Here is a 22,881-nt window from a genome sequence, read left to right as displayed (position 1 = left end):
ATGAGTTATAAAATGCATTTGTTGGTATGTGGTGGTACCGGATGCCACGCATCCGACAGCGACGTCTTGCTGGAAAAATTAAAAGAAGAAATAAAGGATAATGGGTTGGAGGCGGAAGTTCAAGCCCTGGTGACCGGATGTTTCGGTTTTTGCGAGAAGGGACCCATCGTCAAAGTATACCCGGATAACGTTTTTTATGTAGAAGTGACACCGGACGACGCAAAAGAAATCGTGCAGGAGCACTTGATCAAAGGACGACGGGTGGAGCGCTTGCTCTACGTGGAACCCACTTTGCAAGAAAAAATGGCAGTACACCATGATATGCCTTTTTATAAAAAACAACTTCGTGTTGCTTTGCGAAATTGCGGATTCATCGACCCGGAAGACATCAACGAGTATTTTGCCAACGATGGATACTTGGCATTGGGTACCGTTTTAAGCAAAATGAAACCGGAAGAAGTTATCAACGAAGTAAAAATTTCCGGTCTCCGAGGTCGAGGAGGCGGTGGATTCCCGACGGGCTTAAAATGGGATTTTGCAACAAAATACGATGCGGATATCAAATACGTCGTCTGCAACGCTGATGAAGGAGATCCAGGTGCGTTTATGGACCGTTCCATTTTGGAGGGGGATCCCCACTCCGTATTGGAAGCCATGGCCATTGCAGGATATGCCATCGGTGCAAGAATCGGTTATATTTATATTCGAGCAGAGTATCCTTTGGCGATCGAACGTCTCCGGATTGCCATCGATCAAGCAAAAGAGATGGGAATGCTGGGAGAGAATATTTTCGGCAGCGGATTCGATTTTGACATCGAGTTGAAACTGGGAGCCGGAGCATTTGTATGTGGAGAAGAAACGGCGCTGATCCGTTCTATAGAAGGCAAGAGAGGGGAGCCTACCACCAAGCCGCCTTTTCCGGCGGAAAGCGGTGTATGGGGGAAACCGACTATTGTCAACAATGTAGAGACCCTGGCCAATATTCCCGTCATCATCAATCGTGGTGGAGACTGGTTCAAAAAAATCGGAACAGAAAAATCTTCCGGTACCAAGGTATTCGCCTTGGCTGGAAAAATCAATAATGTCGGGTTGGTGGAAGTTCCCATGGGGATCACCTTGCGGGAGATCATCTATGAGATCGGCGGCGGGATCAAAAACGGCAAGGAATACAAGGCGGTACAAACCGGTGGACCTTCCGGAGGCTGCATCAGTGCTCAATTCCTTGATACGCCCATTGATTACGATTCGCTGATACAAATCGGTTCCATGATGGGATCCGGCGGCATGATCGTATTGGACGAAGACGACTGCATGGTCAATATCGCCAAATTCTATCTGGAATTCACCGTGGAAGAATCTTGCGGGAAATGTACTCCTTGTCGTGTTGGAAACAGACGTCTTTTGGAGATCTTGACAAAGATCACAGAAGGCAGGGGGACCATGGAAGATCTGGACTTGTTGGAAGAGTTGGGAACCACCATTAAAGACACATCCTTGTGCGGATTGGGACAGACAGCACCCAACCCGGTTTTGTCCACGTTGAAGTATTTCCGAGACGAGTACGAGGCCCATGTGAAGGAAAAGAGATGTCCGGCGGGCGTCTGCCAATCCCTGCTCTCTTATGAGATCGTGCCTGATAAATGCGTCGGCTGTACAGCCTGTGCAAGGGTTTGTCCGGTCAGCTGCATATCCGGAAAGCCAAAAGAAGTTCATTTTATCGACCAAAACGCATGTATTCGTTGTGGAGCTTGCTACGACGCATGCAAGTTCGATGCGATCATCAAAAAATAAGAAGGTTGTTGTAAAATGCAAACCCCGAAAGCCAGTTGGCCTTCGGGGTTTTTTGTAAGCAAAAATCCGGAAAAATATATTGCAAGTTTATGAAATCTTCGTTTAAGAATTAAAAAAAGCGGTAACAATTAGAAGTGGTATAATTTTATAATTATTATTGTGCTGCTTCGGCGACACAAAAGAAAAAGGAGGCATCATTCGTGGAAAAGAAATTGGAAAAGCTTAGACGATTCAACATCATTATGGGAGGGTTTCATTTCGTACAAGGCATCATCATGATATTTTTGGCGTCATCGGTCATTCAGCAAATTGGGGAATTCAAACCGATGATCGTGCAGTATTATCTGCGCTTCAACACCACTACCAGATCCCTGGAACCGGCAGTCAAAGAATTGTTCGAACTGCCTTTCGGATACATGGTGGCATCGTTTTTACTCATTTCCGCCATTGCCCATGCCTTGATCGCCCTGAACAGCAAAAAGTATTTTGCAGGATTGAAGCAAGGCGTCAACAAATTTCGATGGTTTGAATATGCGCTTAGTTCCTCGGTGATGATCGTCTTGATCGCCACCTTGTTCGGGATCTACGACATCGCCTCCTTGATCTTGATCTTCGTTGTCAATGCAGCAATGAATTTCTTTGGTCTGGATATGGAACTACTCAACGCCGGAGAGAAAAAGAGATCCGTCAACTGGGGCCCTTTTATCTGGGGTTCCATTGCGGGCATCGCACCTTGGATCGCCATCTTGCTGTACATGTTCGGAACGGGGAATTTCGACATGGTGCCATGGTTTGTCTGGGCCATCGTAGGTACTTATTTTGTAGCATTCAATACTTTCCCCGTCAACATGATCCTGCAATATAAAGGAGTTGGCAAATGGAAAGATTACTTGTATGGTGAACGGATCTACATTATTTTGAGTCTGGTGGCCAAGTCCATATTAGCCTGGTTGGTATTGTTTGGTGCCATGCAACCATAAGACAAACACAGCCGGACCAAAATCGTCCGGCTGTATTTTTAAAATGTGTTGTTTTCTATATAGACATTTACGTCAAACTTTCTTTTGCACCCATTGTAATTCATGTAGCGGATCTTACCAAAGACGGGTCGCTCTTTCCATGCCCGGTCGTGGACGCCGCCCATGGACCAGGCAATCCCGGCATACCCGTTGGGATCTCGTCCATCCAGGCTGTATCGATCGTTCAAGTCGATGGCAATATCCATGGCGCTTTGCGCATTGGGTGTCCATTCCAGGATCTTTTTGGCCCAGTACATGCGCATGTATCCATGCATGTAGCCAGTATGGACCATTTGGTTTTGCGCTGCATTCCAGAGGGGGTCGTGGGTCCTTGCTTTTTCCAGATCCCAGGGTTTATAGAGATAGTCCCGCATGTCTTTTTCGTGTTTTTCGAGGGTTTCCAAGGCCCAGGGAGGAAAGGCGGAAGTTTTGGTGTAGTTTGGTTCATAGAAGCAGAAGTTGTCCGCCAGTTCCCGTCGTATGATCAATTCTTCCAGGAAGCCATGGTCCGGCTTGTGGGTCCGCATCACCTCCAGTGCGATCCGCTGGCTGCTGATATGGCCGAAATGAAGTGGAGCGGATAGTCGAGTGGTTGCTTCTGCATTGGGATCGTTTCGCAAATGATAACGTTCCAGGCCTCCATCAAGAAAACGCTTCAGGGATCGTTTTGGATGGACCCCTTCCGTGTGTCCTTCCAGCGTGCCGCTTGCTTCGGGAAGATTTTTTAAAGTGGAGATTTTTGAATGTTGACGAAGCAGGGCCGGAAAATCGCTTAAATACGATTCCAGAAGACCATGGATCTTTGGACGGATGGTATAAGCTCCATATTCTTTTTTGCCGGATGCGACGAAACAGGGGACGATATTACGGGCATCCACTTCCATGTGAAGGATCCCCAGATCGTCTTCCATGTCCTTTTTCCACTTAACGCTGGTGTGCAGCGGAGAAAAGTCGCTGACCAAAAGGCAGGAATTTGTCTGAGCTACGTAACGGGGCACCAGATCCACCGGATCGCCGATCAACAGATGAAAAGGGATGTTGTGGTCATGGAGTACCTTTTGGCAACGCTTCAAGCCAGATTTCAAATAATCCCAATGAGCGGTCTGGGCCGATGGATAATTCTCAACTAAAACAAACAGGACGCTGAGTGTTTTTCCCCGTTTTACTGCTTCTTCCTGTGCGTATAAGAGGGCCCAATTGTCTTCCGCCCGTTGGTCCCGGCTCATCCAGTAGACCACATTGGTTCCGTCGGATATGGATTTCCGATTCAGCGGTCGCCCTCTCTTGCCGATGGAGATCATACGTTGTCTGCGATATCGTAGATCAGCTTTTCCGTATCGCTCCAGCCAAGGCAGGGATCCGTGATCGATTTTCCGTATACCGTATCGGTCACCGGTTGGCATCCTTCTTCCAGATAGCTTTCGATCATCAGGCCTTTCACCATATTTTTAATGGTGGGATCGTATCTGCGGCTCCACAGGATCTCCTTTGCGATCCGGGGTTGTTCCTGGTATCGCTTCATGGAATTGGCATGGTTGGTGTCGACGATGATTGCCTTGTTGGCAAAGGCAGTATTTTCGTACAATTCACAAAAGAATTTAAGATCTTCGTAGTGGTAGTTGGGGATGTTTTTCCCATATAGATCCACCGCTCCCCGCAATATGGCGTGGGTGAAGGGATTACCGGTGGATTCCACATCGTACCCTCGATAAATGAAGCGATGACCTTGTTGGGCGGCATTGATGGCATTGAGCATGATGGAGAGATCCCCCCCTGTGGGGTTTTTCATGCCAACCGGAATATCCACTCCGCTGGAAGTCAATCGGTGCTGCTGGTTTTCTACAGAGCGGGCACCAATGGCGATGTAGCCCAGTATATCGTCCAAATAAGAGTAGTTGTCCGGATAAAGCATCTCATCCGCAGCGGGCATGTGAAAAGACTCTAGAGAGCGAATATGAAGCTTGCGCATGGCTTTGATACCTTCGGACATATCAGGTGCCTTGTTTGGATCCGGCTGGTGCAACATGCCTTTGTACCCACCCCCTGTCGTTCTGGGCTTGTTGGTGTAGATCCTGGGCACCAGCAAAAGCTGATCTTTCACGGCATCTTGTATGTTGGCCAATCTGGAAATGTATTCAATGACGGAGTCCTCCTGATCGGCAGAACAGGGTCCGATGATCAGCAGGAACCGAGGATCTTTGCCTTCGAAAATGTTTTTGATCTCCATGATCTTTTGATTTCGGGCTTGTTGTGCCTTAGCAGAGACTGGCAAGAGTTCGCGGATCTCCTCTTTGGAGGGAAGCCGCTGCAACAGTTTCATGTTCATAATGTGCTCCTTTCCCTGGAATAAAAGAATATTGTAACCATATTATATAAAATGGCTAAAAAGTTCAATCCTTATTTCGGTTTTGTACGATTTAACTTGTAATTTATGGATATAAAACAGAAAATAAGGGTAATAAAATTATAATAATGCGAAAGAGGTGAGTTATGCAAATCGTCAAGATCTATCTGGTTTCTGTTGTGGTCTTTTTTGCCATTGACCTGGTGTGGCTGGGCGTGATCGCAAAAAACTTGTATCAGAAATACCTGGGTTATTTGATGCGGAATCCGGTAAATTGGGCCGCAGCCATTATTTTTTATTTGATTTTCGTGGCAGGAATGGTTTTTTTCGTGATACATCCTGCACTGGAAAAGGGGAGCTTCTCCTACGCCATCCTGGTGGGGGCCCTGTTTGGCTTCATTACCTATGCAACCTATGATTTGACCAATCTCGCCACGGTAAGGGATTGGCCCTTGTTTATTACCGTCGTAGACCTGATTTGGGGAACGACTCTCGGAGCACTTACTTCCGGCATTGCATTTTTTGTGGTCCATACATTTCTAAGCCAGTAGGAGGAAGAAACTTATGAAATTTACCCAATTGACAGGAGAAAACATCTACTATTCTTTCGTTTCCGGAGCCAATCAGGTCATTGCCCAAAAGAAAGTGCTCAACGACATCAATGTATTTCCCGTACCCGATGGAGATACGGGGAACAACCTGGCCAGCACCATGGAGACCATCATCGAAGAGGCAAAAGTGGATGCCAATGCCTATCGAACATTTCAGTCCATTGCCGATGCGGCATTAACGGGAGCCAGAGGCAATTCGGGTATCATATTTGCACAATACATCAACGGGATCTCGGACAGTTTGGCAGATGAAGACGTCATTTCCATTCGCTCTTTTGCCGAATCCGTTAAAAATGCGGTGCCTCATGCATACAGCGCCATATCCAACCCTGTGGAAGGAACCATGATCACCGTCATCAAGGACTGGGCGGAAGCTGTCCACAGCAAGTGGGAACAAGCCGGTGACTTTTATGAATTGTTGTCCCATTCCCTGGAGACCGCCATGGAATCCTTGCGCCAGACCACGGAAAAGTTGAAGGTGCTGAAAGACGCTTCTGTTGTAGATTCCGGGGCCAAAGGATTCGTTCATTTTGTGGAAGGATTTGCACAATTCTTAAAAACCGGGGAAATGGAAAAACTGAAGCGCCAAGACGAGATCATCGATTTCGGCGAGCATCCGGAACACGTCCACGATCACTTTGACCAGCGATATTGTACGGAAGGTCTGATCGCAAAAGATGGTCTGGATCTGGACCGGTTGAAAGAGGATCTTGCAGGCATCGGAGATTCTCTGATCGTAGCCGGGAACAGCAGAAAGGCTCGCATACATGTCCACACCAACCATCCGGATGAGGTTTTCATGAAATTGCGAAGTCACGGCCGGATCCTCCAACAAAAGGTGGACGACATGAAGAGCCAATACGATGCGATCTACAATCGAAAATACCCCATCGCCCTGGTCACCGATTCCATTGCGGATCTGCCCAAAGAGTGGATGGATCATTACCAGATCCACATGATCCCCCTGAATTTGATGATGGACGATACGGCCTATTTGGACAAGGTGACCATCACCAGTGAAAGTTTTTATAAATTGATGGATGAAGTGGAGACGTATCCTACCTCTGCCCAGCCCAACGCCAAGGTAGTGGAAGGGATCCTCTCCAGCATCATGTCCCATTATGATTCCATCATCGTAGTGACCGTGGCCAAGGCACTGAGCGGTACCTATCAAACCATTGCAAACGCGGCTGAGAAACTAAGACAGCAAGGCAAGAAGATCACTGTTGTGGATTCCAAACAAAATTCCGGCGCACAGGGATTATTGGTCATGAAGGCAGCGGAATGGATCCATGAGGGAAAAACCCATGAAGAAGTGGTGTCTTTGCTGGAAGAAAAAATACCAAAGACAAAGATCCTGGTCAGCGTCAATACCTTGAAGTACATGGTTCGATCCGGCAGGGTCAACAAGGTGACTGGAGTTCTTGGTAAATTGATGAATTTGAAACCGGTCATCTCTCTGGATGAAAACGGAATGGGCACCATTTTGGACAAAGCTTTCAGCATCAAGGGGAACACGGCCAAAATCAAGAATCGGATCAAAGCCATGGAAGAGGAATATGGGAATTTGCGGTATGCCATCGTGCATGCCGGATCTGAAAAAAGGGCACAGGAATATCACGAGATTTTTAAAGGTATCCTGGGCAAGGAACCGGAATACATCATGAGCATCTCTCCCATCGTTGCCATGAGTGCCGGGATTGGTTGTGCTGCAGTGGCTGTCATGTCGGATGAGAAGGGGAAAACCGCATGAATATTTATTTGGAAAGTGCATTGGTGGTCTGGATCTACTTTACCATCGTATTTTTTATCGCACAATGGAAGAAAAACAACTCTATTGTGGACATTACCTGGGGACTGGGTTTCGTGGTCCTGGCAAATTATCTGTTGTTCAGGACCGCAACTTTCGACCTTCGTTCCATTGTGGCAACGGTCCTGGTCACCGCTTGGGGGCTGCGTTTGTTTCTTTATATCGGGATCCGAAATTGGGGCAAACCGGAAGATTTCCGCTATGTGGCCATGCGGGAAAAATGGGGGACCGACCACTACTATTTAAAGGCCTATGCCAACGTGTTCCTGGCCCAGGCAGGTTTTCTTTATATCGTCAGCTTTCCGGTGATCCTCGTCCAAGCCCGGGATCCTGGAGGTTTCGGTTGGATTGGCCTCATTGGACTGGCCATATGGTTGGTTGGATTTTTCTTCGAAGCGGTGGGTGACTACCAGCTTCGACAGTTTCTCAAGAAACCGGAGAACAAGGGTAAGCTCATGCGGTATGGCCTATGGAAATACACCCGCCATCCGAATTATTTTGGAGAAGCCACCATGTGGTGGGGGATCTTTCTCGTCACGCTGGGTGATTTGTTTGGCCTCCTAGGGATCATCGGACCTGCAACCATTTCATATTTGCTGATGTTTGTGTCGGGCGTACCCTTGCTGGAGAAAAAGTACATGAAAAGGGAAGATTTCCGGGAATATGCCAAAGTTACCAATAAGTTTTTTCCATGGTTTCCAAAAAAAGAAGAGGATCGATCCTAAGGATCGATCCTTTGTTTTTGAAACAGGCCGAAGTGGATGGGCATGCCCATGGCCGTGAACTTGGTTTCGTATTCGGTCTTTGGCATAGGGGGTAGGTCATCATGATGGAGGTCTCGACTGATCTTTAAAGCATCAAAACCACTTTGGTCGAAATAATCCAGACTGTCGTCAAACAAGTCGGCATGGTCCGTTTTGAAGTGGATCGACCCTCCCTCTTGTAAAAACCCGTCGTAGATCTTAAGGAAGCGTGGATGGGTCAGCCGTCTCTTTTGGTGTCGGACTTTTGGCCAGGGGTTGCAAAACTGGATGTATATTTTTTCGATCTCATTGGCATCAAAGTATTCTAGAAGCAAGTCTGCCATGGAAGGAAGGATGCGGATGTTTTTCAGTCCGGCCTCATTGGCGTCCCGCAATAAATACACCAGAACTTCATGTTGATAATCCAATGCGATGAAGTTGATGTCCGGATATTGTTTGGCCATTTCGATAATGAATTGTCCCTTGCCGCAGCCCAGTTCCAGATGGATGGGACGGTCGTTGCCAAATTCTGCTTGCCAGTGTCCCCTTTTTTCCACCGGTTCAAAGAGGACTTTTGGATCCTGGCGCATTTCCGGTTCCGCCCATGGTTTTTTTCGTAAGCGCATACATTTTTTCTCCTTACTTAAAAGAGGAGCAGCACTTGCTGCTCCCTTTGATTTTAAGATAATCTGCCGGCGTAATCTTCAAACCCGAAAGTCCTCAGGATCTCCAGTCCCCGCTCTTTGCTGTGAAGGGCAATGGAAGGAAGGTTGACGCCGTTGAACATGTTGTTTTTTACCATGGTGTAGTGGGCCATGTCGCAAAAAACCAACTTGTCCCCAGGCTTCAGCGGTTCCTTGAAAGAATAGTCCCCGATGATGTCGCCGGCCAGGCAGGTGTTGCCGCCAAGGCGGTAGGTGTAGGCATATTCTCCCGGCTGTCCGCTGCCGATGATGTTGGGTCGATAGGGCATTTCCAGCACGTCGGGCATGTGGCAGGCGGCACTGGTGTCCATGATGGCGATCTCCATGCCGTTTTCCACAATGTCCAAAACGGATCCAACCAGATAACCGGTGTTCAGGGCAATGGCCTCTCCCGGTTCCAGGTAGATCTGCAGGTCGTACTTGTCCCGCATGAACTCGATGGAGCGCACCAAGGCTTCCACGTCGTAATCATCCCGGGTGATGTGGTGTCCGCCCCCGAAGTTGAGCCATTTCATGTTTTTCAGATAAGGACCGAATTTTTCGTCCACAACTTGAATGGTCCTCTCCAAAGTGTCGGAATTTTGTTCGCACAAAGTATGAAAATGCAGTCCGTCCAATCCGTCCAGCAGGTCTTCCCGAAAGTTTTCCAGGGTGACGCCCAGTCTGGAATTGATGTAGCAGGGATTGTAGATGGGTGTGGCGATTTCCGAATATTGGGGATTGACGCGAATGCCACATTCCACTTTCTTGTCCGTCAGGGAATTCACTTTTTCCTTGTATTTGGTCCATTGGGCAAAGGAATTGAAAACCAGGTGGTCCACATATCCCAGCAGTTCGTCAAAGTCTTCTTCCACAAATGCCGGTGCATAGGCGTGGACTTCTTTTCCCATTTTTTCAAAACCAAGCCTGGCTTCGAAAAGGGAACTGGAGGTGATGCCTTTTAGATATTCGCCGATCAAGGGAAACAAGGCATGCATGGAAAAGCCTTTCAAGGCCAACAAAATGCTGCAGCCGGTCCGGTCCTGGACCGACCTTAAGATCTCCAAATTTCGTTTGATGAGCTCTTCATCCACCACATAGCAGGGAGTAGGTACTTTTTGAAAGTCGATAGTCATAAAGTCCTCCTAATCCAGCAAGGTGGGTTCGAAAGATTCGTGCCAGGGCAAACCGTGTTTATTGAGAGCATCCATGAACGGATCCGGATCGAATTCTTCCACGTTGTACACGCCGGGCTTTTTCCAGGTCCCCTGGAGCATGAGCATGGCTCCGATCATTGCGGGAACGCCGGTGGTATAGGAAATGGCCTGGGAGCCAACTTCCCTGTATGCTTCTTCGTGATCACAAATATTGTAGACGTAATAGGTTTGGGGTTTCCCGTCCTTCCTTCCCTGGAAGATACAGCCGATGTTGGTTTTTCCCTTGGTCCGAGGTCCTAGAGAAGCTGGATCGGGGAGAACGGCTTTTAAAAAGTGGATGGGTGCGATCTGTTTTCCTTCAAACTCGATGGGTTCGATGGAGGTCATTCCCACATTTTGCAGTACGTTCAAGTGTGTCAGGTACTTTTGGGAGAAAGTCATCCAAAAACGGATCTGTTTGATCCCTTTGATGTTTTGGGACAAGGATTCCAACTCTTCGTGATAGAGAAGATAAATGTCCTTTTCACCGATCTGGGGAAAGTCGTAGACTTTCTTGATCTCCAGAGGTTCTGTTTCCACCCAATGGCCGTCTTTGAAATAACGACCGTTGGCGGTGATCTCCCGTATGTTGATCTCCGGGTTGAAATTGGTGGCAAAAGAATACCCGTGGTCTCCGGCATTGGCGTCGAGGATATCGATGGTGTGGATCTCGTCAAAATAGTGTTTTTGGGCATAGGCGCTGAAAACACCAGTTACTCCCGGATCGAATCCGCTTCCCAGCAAGGCGGTGATGCCGGCTTTTTTGAATTTTTCCCGATAAGCCCATTGCCATTTGTATTCAAACTTGGGAACATCCGGAGGCTCATAGTTGGCTGTATCCAGATAGTCCACTCCTGTTTCAAGACAGGCGTCCATAATGGTCAGGTCTTGATAGGGAAGGGCCACGTTGATGACGATGTCCGGCTGGAAGGATCGGATCAGGTCCACCACTTCCTGTGTATTGTCTGCATCCACCTGGGCGGTGGTTACTTTTGTTTTGGTTTCCGGCAGGCTGGCCACAATGGCATCGCATTTTGCCTTGGTTCGGCTGGCCAAACAAATTTCTTCGAATACATCGGGATTTTGGCAGCATTTGTGTACTACAACGTTAGACACGCCGCCTGCTCCGATGATCAGTGCTTTTCCCATAGTGCATTCCTCCTATTCATTATTTCGTTCGTCCAAAGCGATGTAGTCGCATCGCTTGGAGATGCTTTTGTATGCGGGGCGTATGATCTTGCCCTTGTTCACCAATTCTTCGATTCGATGGGCGCTCCATCCTGAGATCCTGGATATGGCAAAGATGGGTGTCAGCAATTCTGGTGGCAGGTTGAGCATTCGATACACAAAACCGGAGTAAAAGTCGACGTTGGCGCTGACTCCCTTGTAGATTTTTCGTTCCTCCTGGATCACTTCCTGGGCCAAACGCTCGATTCGTTGGTGCAGATCGAATTCATCGTCAAGCCCCTTGTCGCTGGCAAGACTTTTGCAATGAGCTTTCAAAATCTCCGCCCTGGGATCTGATATGGAGTATACGGCATGTCCCATGCCGTATATGAGCCCGGTCCGGTCGAAGCCTTCCTTGTTCAGCAAACGTCGGAGATAAGTCCTCAATTGACCTTCATCCTGCCAGTCGCTGACGTTGTTTTTGATGTCATCGAACATTTGGACCACCTTGATGTTGGCGCCTCCATGTCTGGGACCTTTCAAGGCACTTAATGCTGCGGCGATGGCCGAATAAGTATCCGTTCCGGTGGAACTGACCACATGGGTGGTGAAGGAAGAATTGTTTCCTCCGCCATGCTCTGCATGAAGGACCAAAGCAAGATCCAACAATTGCGCTTCCAGGGGAGTAAAGGAACTGTCCGGTCGCAACAGGTGAAGAATGTTTTCCGCTGTGGAATATTCCCGTTTGGGACTGTGGATGATCAAACTTTGGTTGCCGTGATAATGATTGATGGCCTGGTAACTGTAAACGGCTAGCATGGGAAATTGGGCAATGAGTCCAAGACTTTGCCGAACCACATTTTCAATGCTCAAATCATCGGCGTTGTCATCATAACTGTAAAGGGCCAACACGCTTCGCGCCAGCATGTTCATGACGTCCTTGCTGGGAGCCTTCAGGATCATGTCCCGAACAAAACTCCTTGGCAGGGTCCGGTAATCTGCCAGCAATTCGTTGAATTCTTCCAGACGCGCTCTTGTCGGCAAGCTTCCGAACAGTAAAAGATAAACCGTTTCTTCATAGCCCGGTCGATTTTCTTTCATGAATCCTTCGGTCAGGTCGGCGACATCGATGCCCCGGTAAAACAATCGTCCCGGCTCGGGGACCATTTCATTGTCGCAAATAATATAGGAGTGGACTTCTCCGATCTCCGTCAGTCCTGTCAAAACTCCCTTGCCGGTTATATCTCGAAGACCTCTTTTTACTTCATATTTGGTGTATAGTGCAGGATCGATGTAGCTGCTCTTTTCCGCCATTTGGGTCAATTCCTTTAACATGTGCATACCTCCTTGCATTTCTGTATATCTAAACATGATATTATTTATCAAAGTGTACTATCTATTATAATCGAATCAAATAATTATATCAATTCAAAGGATCATTTTCCAGTGAACAGGCAAGGAAAATATGATAGAATGAAGAATCCATGATATTGGAGGAAAGGTGAATCTTTTGCAAACGACAATAAGAAAACAACAAAGCGACATATCTTTTTTTGATAAAATCGGTTACGGTTCCGGAAATTTCAGCACAGGCGTCATACAGCAGGTGGTGGGCACTTATTTGGTATTCTATTGCACGGTCATTCTGGGTATTCCGGGCGGGTTTATCGGTACGGCCATGAGCCTGAGTATCGTCTGGGATGCAGTGACAGATCCGTTCATGGGTTATATTTCGGATTCGACCCGATCCAAAAGGTTTGGGCGACGTCACCAGTACCTGCTCATAGGCGGCATGGGCATGGCCGTGGCAAATCTGTTTCTATGGAATCTGGACCCGGATATGTCTACCGGCATGAAATTCGGGATGATTTTGCTGCTGATCTTGTCCATCAAGACATTCAGCACCATCTATGTCACCCCATATTCTGCATTGGGAGCAGAATTGTCAAAAGACTATCATGAGAGAACGGAGATCCAAAGTGTAAAAACCGTTTTTTTCCTGTTGGGGCTGGCTTTTGTCTCCGTATTTGGCATGTATGTATTTTTTCAGCCAACGTCATTGTTTCCGTCTGGTCAGCTCAATCCCCAGTCTTACCGGCTCATGGGCATTTTCTCCAGCCTGGTGGTGGTGGGATTCAGCCTGTTTACCGTGTTGACGACCAAGAAGTACATTCCAGTACTGAAGGAACATATGCTGTCCGAGAAAAAGGGATTCCAACCCAGACAGATGCTGGAGGAATTTCGCCGTATATTTATAAACAGGGAATTTCGCGCCGTTTCTTTATCCTACATGTTCAATAATATTGCCTCTGCGTTATTGGCAAACATGGGCCTCCATGTGTTTACCTTCACCTTCTTTTTTAGCAGCCAGCAGATCGCCATCATCGTTGGCGTTCAATTTGCCGTATCCATCCTGGCACAGCCCCTGTGGTATAAAATCAGTTTGCATTTGGACAAGAAACCATCCATGAAAATCGGGATCTTGATCTCTTTGGTTAGCTGCGTTATGTTTTCGGTCATGGTATTGTTCCGCCAGCAAGTCCAGGGGATCGTCTGGTATTTCATTCCCTTTGCAGCATTGGCGGGCTTTGGTACATCCGGATTGTTTACCCTGCCCCAGTCCATGATGGCGGATGTGGTGGACAAGGACGAGCTCCAAAGCGGAGAACGGGCGGAAGGCAGCTACTACGGCTTTCTCACCATGTTTTATAAATTGTCCCAATCCATTACCCTTCTACTGATCGGCTGGTTTTTGGATTTTGTGAAGTTTGATGCTTCCAATGCCATGCAGGGAAATACTACGGCCATATCCATGGGACTTTTTATCGGGATCGGCTCCATCGTTGGTTTTATGGCTTCCTATGTTGCCATCTCCATGTATGGGTTGAACAAGGATCGGATCGAACGGATCCAAACAGATATCGAGCTGCAGGCGGAAGAGGAGTAGGAACCATGAAATACGGTCGGATCATAAAAGGACATTTCATAAAGAGGCCCAATCGTTTCATTGCTCGAGTAGGGGTGGGGGAACAGGAAGAGATCGCCCACGTTAAAAATACCGGTCGGTGTGCAGAGCTGCTCTTGGAGGACAGCATCGTGTACCTGGAAGAGGCTACCAATCCAAATCGGAAGACCAAATTCAGTCTGATCGCCGTAGAAAAAAAGGGGAACGACGGAAAATATATTTTGGTCAACATGGATTCCCAGGTTCCCAACAGTGTAGTAGAAGAAGGTTTAAAGGAAGGGTCCATCCCGGAGATCGGAGAAGTGACCTTTTATAAAAGGGAAGCGACGGTGGGAAGATCCCGGTTCGACTTTTATTGTGAGACAAAAGAAGCCAAGGGATACATCGAAGTAAAGGGCGTGACCCTTGAAGAAGATGGTGTGGCCCGGTTCCCGGACGCTCCGACGGAACGGGGAAGGAAACATTTGAACGAGTTGAAAGAGTTGCAAATGGAAGGATATCGGAATTTTGTCTTTTTTCTCATCCAGATGAAAGGGCCCATCCGTTTTGAGCCCAATGATGAAACAGATCCGAAATTCGGGGAAGCCCTTCGTCATGCCAGGAACATGGGCGTGGAGATCCTTTGTTACGATACTTTGGTAGCAAGGGATGCCATTGTTCTGGACCGGCCCATCCCCATTCAGCTTTAAACAGACAAACGACCGGATGTGATCCGGTCGTTTGTTTTTTATTCTTTTTAATATTTGATGAACTTGTCGCCAGGTGCGCCGCAGATGAAGCAGGTATCCGGTCGAGCTTTTTCGATGTTGCCGCAGACAGGGCAGAGATAGTAGAATACTTCTTCCTCTTCATCCATGTTTTCCAGGGCTTCCTGGTACAACTTGGCGTGGACTTCTTCTGCTTTGAGGGCGAAAGTAAAGGTGCGGATGGCTTCCTTGTTGCCTTCTTCTTTTGCAGCTTCCAAAAATTCTGGATACATGCTTTCCGCTTCGTAGTTTTCTCCGTCTACTGCAGCTTGAAGGTTGGTTGCCGTGTCTTTGATCTTACCTGCCACTTCAAAGTGCTTCAGCGCGTGAAGTGTCTCCGCGTCGCTGGCAGCCTTGAACAGCTTGGCTGCATTGTTTTTGCCTTCTGCTGCCGCTTTTTTAGAAAAAGCCAGATATTTTCTGTTTGCCTGGGATTCTCCGGCAAAAGCATCCATCAGGTTCTTTAGTGTTTTCGAATTTTCCATAATTGCCTCCATTCCAATGTTTTCATTTGGATGTGATCTTTCACATCTTTATACTATATACCACAAATGACGAAGGCAAAACACAACATCTTGTTTTTACGTGTATTTACCGTTCGTAATAGGTATACCCGCGAAGGCCGGTATCATAAGCCCGCATGATCTCCCGTCGGTCTGTTGGATTGATCTGTCCTTCCCTCACTGCGTCTTCGGCGGTTTCCCGGAACCGATCCAGCAGTTCTTTCGGGTCGTATTCCACGTAGGAAAGAACATCTGCCACGCTGTCTCCCTGGATCTCCTTGACGAAATCGTAATTGCCGTCGGGGTAGATCCGCACGCTGACCACGTTGGTATCGCCAAAGAGGTTGTGGAGGTCTCCCAAGGTCTCCTGATAGGCACCGACCAGAAAGACGCCCAGGTAATAATCGTCCCCGTTTTTCAGTTCGTGAAGGGGCAGGGTGCTTCGCACATCATGCAAGTCGATGAACCGGTCGATCTTTCCATCGCAGTCGCAGGTGATGTCGGCGATGATCCCGTTTCGCTTCGGCAATTCCGTCAATCGGTGCAGGGGCATGATGGGGAAAAGCTGATCGATGGCCCAGCTGTCCGGAATGGATTGAAACACGGAAAAATTACAATAGTATATGTCGGCAATGGCGCTTTCCAGATCTTCCAAGTCCGGTGGAGGATTTTTCAGTTTTGTCTTTTCCTTGGCGATCTTGCTGATCAGGCTCCAGAAGATTTTTTCCGAGAAAGATCGTTGGCGCAAGCTGATGGTTCCGTGTTTGAACATTTCCCGGATCTGGTCTCGATAATAAAGACCGTCATTGTAGCATTCCTGGATGTTCTTCAGGGTCAGTCCCTTGTATGCTTCAAAAAGGTACTTGATCTGATCCGGCGTCTCTTCCGTCAGTTGATCCGGTAACTCGTATTCTTCCAGTTTTTCCACATCGAGAACATTGAACAGGAGTACCGAATAATAAGCTACCGTGGTTCTTCCCGATTCCGTCACGATGATGGGGTGGGGCACTTCCGACGGCTCCAATATGGACATGACGGCTTCCACGATGTCGGTGCAGTATTCTTCAACAGAGTAGTTTCGGCTGTTGGTGTAGTTGGTGTTGGATCCGTCGTAATCGACGGCCAAACCGCCGCCAAGATCCAGATATCCCATGGGAGCACCTTCCTTGACCAATTCTGCGTAGACCCGGGTGGCCTCCAGAACAGCGGAACGGATGTCCCGGATATTGGGGATCTGTGATCCCAGGTGATAGTGCATCAAACGAAGACAATCCAGTTTGCCATGTTCTTTCAATTGATCGACGATGGTGATGACCTGGGACATGTTGAGTCCGAAAATGCTTCGATCTCCACCGGAATCGGTCCAGTGGCCGCCGGCTTTTGCAGAGAGCTTGATGCGGATCCCGATGTAAGGATCGATATCCAGTGCCTTGCTTCGCTCCATCAACAGGTCCAGCTCTCCCGGTACTTCGATGACAAAAAAGCACTTGTAGCCCATTTTCACGGCATAAAGGACCAGGTCGATGAACTCCGCATCCTTGTATCCGTTGCAGATCAGACAGGCCTCCTTGTCCTTGAGATGGGCAAGGGCGGCAATCAACTCCGGCTTGCTTCCCACTTCCAGTCCATGGTGGTATCGTTGGCCGAATTTGGTCACTTCTTCGATGACCTGCTGTTGCTGATTGACTTTGACGGGATATACACCCCGATAAGTGCCCTGATAATTCAAGGACTTCATGGCTTTTAAAAAGGATTCGTTCAAAAAGGAGATCTGGGCATCCAGTAAATTTTCAAAACGCAGCAAAACAGGCATGTCCAAGCCCCGCTCCCGGATCCCGGAAATCATGTCCATAAAAGAAATGCTGGATTCCTTGTTGTTTCGGTATGGATTGACCAGCACTTCTCCATTGTCGGAAATGGAAAAATATCCGGCACCCCAGTTTTTGATGCCGTAGAGTTCTTCTGATTTTTCTTTGGTCCAACGACCCAATAGTTCTGTTTTATTCATGACAACGTTCCTTCCGTATCATTATTCAATTAAATATTATCACGCTTGTTCCTTGCCTGCAACCGATATCCCAACCAGGAAACCGGTATTTCAGCGGGTTTTGTTGACAAAGTAGATTCCGGAGCTGACCAGAACCAATGCGATCAGATTGACCCATCGAAACAGGCTTTCTCCCAGAAAGAGTGCGGAGAGAACAGCGCCAAAAATGGGGATCAAAAATTTGTACAGGCTGATGCTGCTGACCCGGTTGTACTTGAACAAGGTGGTCCATATGGAAAAGGCCGTGGCTGTCAGAAAGGACAAATACAAGAGCAATAGAGTGGAGGTGGGGGTGAAGCCCCGAAGGGGGTTCCGTTGGCCAGGGCGATCATGACCAGTACACTTCCACCGAATAATAGCTGAAAGCCAGTCAATGTGACGCTGTTGATGGACTGGCTGAGTTTCTTTGAGTAAATGAAGCCGATGGCACTCATTAATGCGGCCAGTATCAGGAGTCCGTCGCCCAGATAGTTGATCTGCAAAGGTGCATCCGGATTGCCGGCCAGGTTGATCAAAACCACTCCGGAAAAACCAACGGCCGTTCCCAAAGCTTTTCGCAGGTTCAACCGATCGTCTGCATAGATGAAATGGGCAAGGAGGACGGAAAAAAAGGTGCCTGTCCCATTGAGAATGGCGCCGTTGATGCCTGTCGTGTTGGCCAAACCCACGTAGAACAAAGAGTATTGCAGGGAAGTGACCATCAGGCCCAGGAAGAAGACCCGGGGCAACTGGACTTTTGTCGGGATCTCGATTTTTTTATATACCAGATAGTGAAAGATCAGCACCAGGATTCCGGACAGGGTGAATCGATATCCGGCAAAGGCGATTTTGCCGTAGATGTCCGATGTTTCAATGGCAAAGAGCTCATATCCTGTTTTTACCCCGGGATAGGCGCTGCCCCACAGCAGAGTGCATAAAATGGCCAGCAATACGATATTTCTTTTTTTTGTAAAAAATAATTTTGTATCCAAAACAACACCTTCTGTTCTTGTATTAATCATGTAGAAACAGCCCTCATTATAGCACAAAAAAAAGGCCTGAGGGCCTTTTTTTACGGGTTACTGGGAAATCATGAGCCAAGCGCCGACGCCAATGGCCACTGCAGCAAAAATATAAAAGAATACAACGGTGCCCTGCTCTCCCAAAACTTTGCGGAACATGCGAATTTTTGCCATGTCCCAAATGCTTTTCGGTTTTTTTACCGTGATCCCGATGACGGCGATCCCGTATACGATCAGGATCAGTCCCAACAATGCCCAACCTTTCATGTGTGCTACCTCCTCCTATTATCTTAAACCTTGCGAGATCCGCTTTCGCAGCGCAAGAAAAACCAACGATGTTAATACCAATATCAGTAAACTGTTGCGAAGTACTTGAGGCCAGTCTGCCGTCTGCAGCAAAATGTCCCGGATGCTGTCATAGGCCCAGTAGAAGGGGGACCAATACAATACAAACTGCCATTTGTCCGGCAGGTACATGGCGCCGAAAACCGAAGCCAATACGGGGACAAAGGTCACCTTCATGCTGGCAATGGCGGCGATGGGTTCATTGTGGACCACACCAATGCTGAATCCGATGATCACGCTGATAAATGCGATGCTGATCAGGCTGACCAGCAGCATGTCATATCGTATAGCGCCAAAATTCAGGATCCAAACCACAGCCAAAGATCCCAGCAGGGCCAGCAAAAATCCCAACATTCCTTTGCCGATGACAAACTCCACCCTGGTGACGGGACTGACGTTGACGGCGCTGATGGTATTGCTCATTTTTTCTTCCACCAGATTCAACAGGATCAGCATGCCGCCGAGGACCGTGGTAAAAAGAATGATCATGTTGCCGCCATATAGCTTCAAGGGAGACATCTCCCAGCCAACGTCGGAAAAGCGGACATCGACGGGCATCTCTACAGGCTCTTCATAAGCCAGTTGATCCAGCAGCATGGAAAGGACTTCGTGGGTGTCGCCGACTTCGTTGCCTTGCCGGATGATACGATAGACTTCGGATTCGCCTTCCGTTACACCGTAGATGTCATCCATGCGAAGGACCCGTTCCTCCATGGCTTCCATGGAATCCACATATTCTACTTCTGCATAGTTTTCCACATAGCCGGACAGTTCCTTGTCCACGTCTTCCAGAAGTACTACATTCAAGGTGGAAGACTCCACTCCAGGGATCAAGGCTTTTATGACCAACGCAAATAGGATGGGGGCGATGCTCAAGTAGAGGATCAGCCAGTCCCTGGTTCCGCTTTTTACGTCTCTTCGAACGATAGCAAGTATTTTTTTCATGGGAACCTCCTTTTAAACCGTCAATGATTTCTTGAATCGGGCGGCAGCTGCAATAAAGAGCAGTACCCCCAACACAAGAAACAACCCAATGTTCATGCCCATGTATGCCAGATTCGTATCTTCCAGCAACAAGGAACGAAAGGAGAACATCATGGGGTAGGTGGGGAAGAATCGAATCCACACCGGATTGAAGGATGGTGCAAAGTAAGAAATGACGGGCAGGATCATGATCATCACCGCTGCATACAAGGCACCCATGGCCTTGGTCATGGAGTCAAAGAAACTGGACAGCAGCAATCCCAACGCAGAGCCGAAGAAATTGAAGGCGACGATCAATCCCAGCAACAGGATAAAATTGACCTTGAAGCCCGTTAGAGCCACCACCACCAACAGGGAGGTCAAAATGCCCATGAGCATCATGATCATCACTTTGGAAGCCAGGTACTGCCAGATCCGCACCGGAGCAACGGCATAGGCTTTGATGACCCCTTCGTCCTTGTCCAAAAATATGTAAGCGGCTATGATGAACAATCCCATGAGGCCCATATTGACCGTCAAGTAGATGGGGAGAACGTTTTCCCGATCCGACAGCCTCTTGGCGTCCGGCTCCAGTACCGATTCCTCCACCTGGGTATCAAAACCGGGGATCTGGGTGAGAAAAGATGCTTCCAGCGTTCCTTTCAGCAAGTTTTTCATGGCAGGGCTCTCATGGCCTTGCAGTACAAAGTCGAATACCAGTTTTCCATCTTCCTGTCGAAGTTCAACACCGACGGCACTGCGGTCCTCTTCCAGAGCGGCTTCCAAGTCCTTGCGGCTGTCCACAAAATAGGATGGATCCACCTCCGACCACTCATCGCTCAACTGATCCAATACGCTTTCATCCACGTTGGCAAAGATGAAGGCCTTTTGGTTTTGATCAAAGTTTTCCGGAACCACAAAGAGCATGACGGCGATGAAGATCAGCGCCAATCCGATCTCGATGTAGAAATAAAGGCCTTGAAAGGAAAGCTTGGCATCTTTTAGAAAGGTCGTCCAAAGCTTTGCCATTTACTGCAGCCCCCTTCCGGTGACTTTGATGAAGATCTCTTCCAGGGTGGCTTCTTTTGTATGCATCATTTGGATGTTTCCCTTTTGGATGATTTGGGCCAAACGGTTCTTTTCCTCTTCCAAAACGAGAGACAAGGTTTCTTTCTTCAATTCAGCATTTTCCATATATTCAACGGCCACCATTTTTTCGCCGTATTTCAGCTTCAAATTTCTTGGAGAGTCGATCAATTTGATTTCGCCGTCAATGATAAATGCCACCCGATGACACAATTCGTCCGCGACGAACATGTTGTGAGTGGTCAGAAACACCGTAGTTCCTTTGGCGTTTTCTTCCTTTACAATATCCTTGATCTGGCTGGCGATGGTGGGATCCAATCCTGTGGTGGGTTCGTCCAGAAACCACATTTCAGGATGATTGATCATGCTTCGTACAAAGGTAAGGCGGTGTTTCATACCCTTGGAGAATTCCTCGGTCTTTTTGTTGGCGACGTGATCCAAGCCCACCATTTCCAGCAGTTTCATAGGATCTACCGTTGGCACGTCAAACAATTTCCTGTAAAAATCCAAGTTCTCCAATGCTGTCAGCTTTCCATACGCGTTGGACTGTTCGAAAGATACGCCGATCTTGTTGAACATTTCTCTTTTCGGGTGCCGCATGTCAAAACCTGCGACGGTCACTTCACCCTGCTGCAGGGGAAGCAGTCCCGTTAGTATGCCCTGTGTGGTGGACTTTCCGGCACCGGAAGGACCGAGAAATCCAAAAACCTCGCCTTTCTCGACGGTAAAATTTGCATTGTGGACGGCGTAGGCACCTCCTTTTTCGTAGGCGTGAAACAATTCTTTTACGGTGATCATGAAAAAACCTCCTTGGGTTGGATGTGTCCTGGCGGTCATATGACCTCTTAGTCACATTATAGACCCAGTATTGTTCCTTGTCAACAAAAGCAGGTGAAAAAATTTGCTTCATTGCATTCCTATATGGCTTGTGATAAAATGGCGGTGAAAAGATCATAAATGTGCTGGGGGTGCCTGTTAAGGCTGAGAGAAGTATGATTACTTTAACCCTTTGAACCTGATGCGGTTAGGACTGCCGTAGGAAAGCTTTCATTGTAGGACCCGAGCACTGTATTTGATTACAGTGTTTTTTTGTTTTTTTGGAAGGTGGGAAGGGTATGTTCGTAGATTTTCACAATCATTTGCATTCTTATAAAGACCGGTTGGACGAGGCGCTTTGCTTCATCCGGAAGGAAGGGATCCTCACCTTGGATTGTACGATCCATCCGGAAGACTACGCCTTCAGCAGATCCATTGGTCGAAAAAGTCCGTATGTCATCAGTGGTTTTGGGATCCATCCCTGGGAGGCCCATCGGTTTCATGAAAATCTGGAGGAGTTGGAACCCATGATGAAAGAAGCAGCATTTATAGGAGAGATCGGTCTGGATTTTCATTGGGTGACGGACAAGGCAACCTACCCGGCCCAGCGGGCGGTTTGCGATTTTATGATCCGACGAAGCAGGGAAATGGGGAAGATGTGCAATCTCCACACCAAAGGAGCGGAGACGGAAGTTCTGGCTCTTCTGAAGAAATACGACCATCCCAAAGCCGTCGTCCACTGGTATAGCGGTTCCAGGCACGTTTTTGATCGACTGAAGGACTTCGGTTGCTGTTTCACCATCGGCATCGATGTCCACACATCACAGCAAACCAAAGAAATGGTGGAACAACTGCCTCTAGAGCGGATCCTGACGGAAACGGATGGAATGGAAACCAGGCAGTGGTTGGATGGAACTCCTGGTTTTCCAGAGGATATCATCCATGTGGTGGAAGCCGTGGCGGGAATCAAAGGGATCCCAAAAGAGCAAGTAGTAGAGACCGTCTATAATACGACATTGTCCCTGCTGAAAGGTTAGGTGGTGAA

At 48.0% G+C, this 22,881-nt stretch carries 22 protein-coding genes and 1 riboswitch; of the genes, 8 read left to right on the top strand and 14 right to left on the bottom strand.

The window, feature by feature from the left end:
* Together nuoF and heR are read left to right on the top strand one after the other, a co-directional pair.
* Complete coding sequence (gene nuoF, locus J0B03_RS01885) at nt 1-1,791, top strand: NADH-quinone oxidoreductase subunit NuoF (RefSeq protein WP_207300201.1); 1,791 nt, start codon at nt 1-3, stop codon at nt 1,789-1,791.
* Nucleotides 1,792-1,991: 200 nt separating this feature from the next.
* Nucleotides 1,992-2,771, top strand: a complete 780-nt coding sequence (heR, locus tag J0B03_RS01880) for a heliorhodopsin HeR (protein ID WP_207300200.1) — start codon at nt 1,992-1,994, stop codon at nt 2,769-2,771.
* 38 nt (nt 2,772-2,809) lie between these two features.
* On the opposite strand, the gene J0B03_RS01875 is transcribed toward heR, so the two are convergent.
* Nucleotides 2,810-4,213: a deoxyribodipyrimidine photo-lyase gene (locus tag J0B03_RS01875; protein ID WP_207300199.1), complete on the bottom strand. Its 1,404-nt coding sequence runs from the start codon at nt 4,211-4,213 to the stop codon at nt 2,810-2,812.
* Nucleotides 4,108-5,136, bottom strand: coding sequence for a 3-deoxy-7-phosphoheptulonate synthase (locus tag J0B03_RS01870; RefSeq protein WP_207300198.1), 1,029 nt, complete (start codon nt 5,134-5,136; stop codon nt 4,108-4,110). The genes J0B03_RS01875 and J0B03_RS01870 overlap by 106 nt, the downstream gene beginning before the upstream one ends.
* 164 nt (nt 5,137-5,300) lie before the next feature.
* On the opposite strand from J0B03_RS01870, the gene J0B03_RS01865 reads away from it, so the two are divergent.
* Genes J0B03_RS01865 through J0B03_RS01855 form a run of 3 tightly spaced genes read left to right on the top strand, consistent with a single transcriptional unit; the run spans nt 5,301 to nt 8,300 of the window.
* The gene (locus J0B03_RS01865; protein ID WP_207300197.1) at nt 5,301-5,705 is read left to right on the top strand and encodes a DUF2177 family protein; all 405 of its coding nucleotides are present in this window, start codon (nt 5,301-5,303) and stop codon (nt 5,703-5,705) included.
* A gap of 13 nt (nt 5,706-5,718) precedes the next feature.
* Nucleotides 5,719-7,518 (top strand): DAK2 domain-containing protein, encoded by a 1,800-nt coding sequence (locus tag J0B03_RS01860; RefSeq protein WP_207300196.1) that lies wholly within the window; start codon nt 5,719-5,721, stop codon nt 7,516-7,518.
* Entirely contained in the window at nt 7,515-8,300 is a 786-nt protein-coding gene (locus J0B03_RS01855; RefSeq protein ID WP_207300195.1) for a DUF1295 domain-containing protein, read from the top strand. Before J0B03_RS01860 ends, J0B03_RS01855 begins: the two co-directional genes overlap by 4 nt.
* Here the strand turns inward: J0B03_RS01855 and trmB are convergent.
* From trmB to J0B03_RS01835, 4 genes are read right to left on the bottom strand one after another with little or no spacing between them, the layout of a single operon-like run.
* Nucleotides 8,297-8,944 (bottom strand): tRNA (guanosine(46)-N7)-methyltransferase TrmB, encoded by a 648-nt coding sequence (gene trmB / locus J0B03_RS01850; RefSeq protein ID WP_207300194.1) that lies wholly within the window; start codon nt 8,942-8,944, stop codon nt 8,297-8,299. The two genes, J0B03_RS01855 and trmB, sit on opposite strands and share 4 nt — an antisense overlap.
* A gap of 53 nt (nt 8,945-8,997) precedes the next feature.
* Nucleotides 8,998-10,137: a carboxynorspermidine decarboxylase gene (gene nspC, locus J0B03_RS01845; protein ID WP_207300193.1), complete on the bottom strand. Its 1,140-nt coding sequence runs from the start codon at nt 10,135-10,137 to the stop codon at nt 8,998-9,000.
* Nucleotides 10,138-10,146: 9 nt separating this feature from the next.
* The gene (locus J0B03_RS01840; protein WP_207300192.1) at nt 10,147-11,346 is read right to left on the bottom strand and encodes a saccharopine dehydrogenase family protein; all 1,200 of its coding nucleotides are present in this window, start codon (nt 11,344-11,346) and stop codon (nt 10,147-10,149) included.
* A 12-nt stretch (nt 11,347-11,358) separates the two neighbouring features.
* A complete protein-coding gene (locus J0B03_RS01835) occupies nt 11,359-12,699 on the bottom strand; it encodes a citrate/2-methylcitrate synthase (protein WP_374058610.1) in 1,341 nt (446 codons plus the stop codon).
* A gap of 166 nt (nt 12,700-12,865) precedes the next feature.
* Between J0B03_RS01835 and J0B03_RS01830 the strand changes: the two genes are divergently transcribed.
* Complete coding sequence (locus J0B03_RS01830; RefSeq protein ID WP_207300190.1) at nt 12,866-14,311, top strand: MFS transporter; 1,446 nt, start codon at nt 12,866-12,868, stop codon at nt 14,309-14,311.
* 5 nt (nt 14,312-14,316) lie between these two features.
* Nucleotides 14,317-15,018, top strand: a complete 702-nt coding sequence (gene sfsA / locus J0B03_RS01825) for a DNA/RNA nuclease SfsA (RefSeq protein WP_207300189.1) — start codon at nt 14,317-14,319, stop codon at nt 15,016-15,018.
* Nucleotides 15,019-15,065: 47 nt separating this feature from the next.
* On the opposite strand, the gene J0B03_RS01820 is transcribed toward sfsA, so the two are convergent.
* From J0B03_RS01820 to J0B03_RS01790, 8 genes are all read right to left on the bottom strand, one after another.
* The gene (locus J0B03_RS01820) at nt 15,066-15,560 is read right to left on the bottom strand and encodes a rubrerythrin family protein (protein ID WP_207300188.1); all 495 of its coding nucleotides are present in this window, start codon (nt 15,558-15,560) and stop codon (nt 15,066-15,068) included.
* A gap of 106 nt (nt 15,561-15,666) precedes the next feature.
* On the bottom strand, nt 15,667-17,586 hold the full coding sequence (speA, locus tag J0B03_RS01815) for a biosynthetic arginine decarboxylase (protein WP_207300187.1): 1,920 nt from the start codon (nt 17,584-17,586) through the stop codon (nt 15,667-15,669).
* A gap of 90 nt (nt 17,587-17,676) precedes the next feature.
* Nucleotides 17,677-17,889: an EamA family transporter gene (locus J0B03_RS12470; protein ID WP_445082439.1), complete on the bottom strand. Its 213-nt coding sequence runs from the start codon at nt 17,887-17,889 to the stop codon at nt 17,677-17,679.
* Entirely contained in the window at nt 17,877-18,596 is a 720-nt protein-coding gene (locus tag J0B03_RS01810; RefSeq protein WP_445082438.1) for a DMT family transporter, read from the bottom strand. Before J0B03_RS01810 ends, J0B03_RS12470 begins: the two co-directional genes overlap by 13 nt.
* Before the next feature lie 87 nt (nt 18,597-18,683).
* Nucleotides 18,684-18,893 (bottom strand): hypothetical protein, encoded by a 210-nt coding sequence (locus J0B03_RS01805; RefSeq protein WP_207300186.1) that lies wholly within the window; start codon nt 18,891-18,893, stop codon nt 18,684-18,686.
* 18 nt (nt 18,894-18,911) lie between these two features.
* Nucleotides 18,912-19,916 (bottom strand): ABC transporter permease, encoded by a 1,005-nt coding sequence (locus J0B03_RS01800; protein ID WP_207300185.1) that lies wholly within the window; start codon nt 19,914-19,916, stop codon nt 18,912-18,914.
* Between the two features lie 12 nt (nt 19,917-19,928).
* Complete coding sequence (locus tag J0B03_RS01795) at nt 19,929-20,963, bottom strand: ABC transporter permease (RefSeq protein WP_207300184.1); 1,035 nt, start codon at nt 20,961-20,963, stop codon at nt 19,929-19,931.
* The gene (locus J0B03_RS01790) at nt 20,964-21,818 is read right to left on the bottom strand and encodes an ABC transporter ATP-binding protein (RefSeq protein WP_207300183.1); all 855 of its coding nucleotides are present in this window, start codon (nt 21,816-21,818) and stop codon (nt 20,964-20,966) included.
* Nucleotides 21,819-21,974: 156 nt separating this feature from the next.
* Nucleotides 21,975-22,079, top strand: a riboswitch (TPP riboswitch).
* Nucleotides 22,080-22,135: 56 nt separating this feature from the next.
* On the opposite strand from J0B03_RS01790, the gene J0B03_RS01785 reads away from it, so the two are divergent.
* Complete coding sequence (locus J0B03_RS01785) at nt 22,136-22,873, top strand: TatD family hydrolase (RefSeq protein WP_207300182.1); 738 nt, start codon at nt 22,136-22,138, stop codon at nt 22,871-22,873.
* The last annotated feature ends 8 nt before the right edge of the window (nt 22,874-22,881 follow it).

The sequence above is a fragment of the Alkalibacter rhizosphaerae genome, from assembly GCF_017352215.1.
Lineage (GTDB): Bacteria > Bacillota > Clostridia > Eubacteriales > Alkalibacteraceae > Alkalibacter > Alkalibacter rhizosphaerae.
The sequence above is the reverse complement of the archived record's forward strand: the minus strand, read 5'-3'. Positions and strand labels throughout refer to the sequence as shown.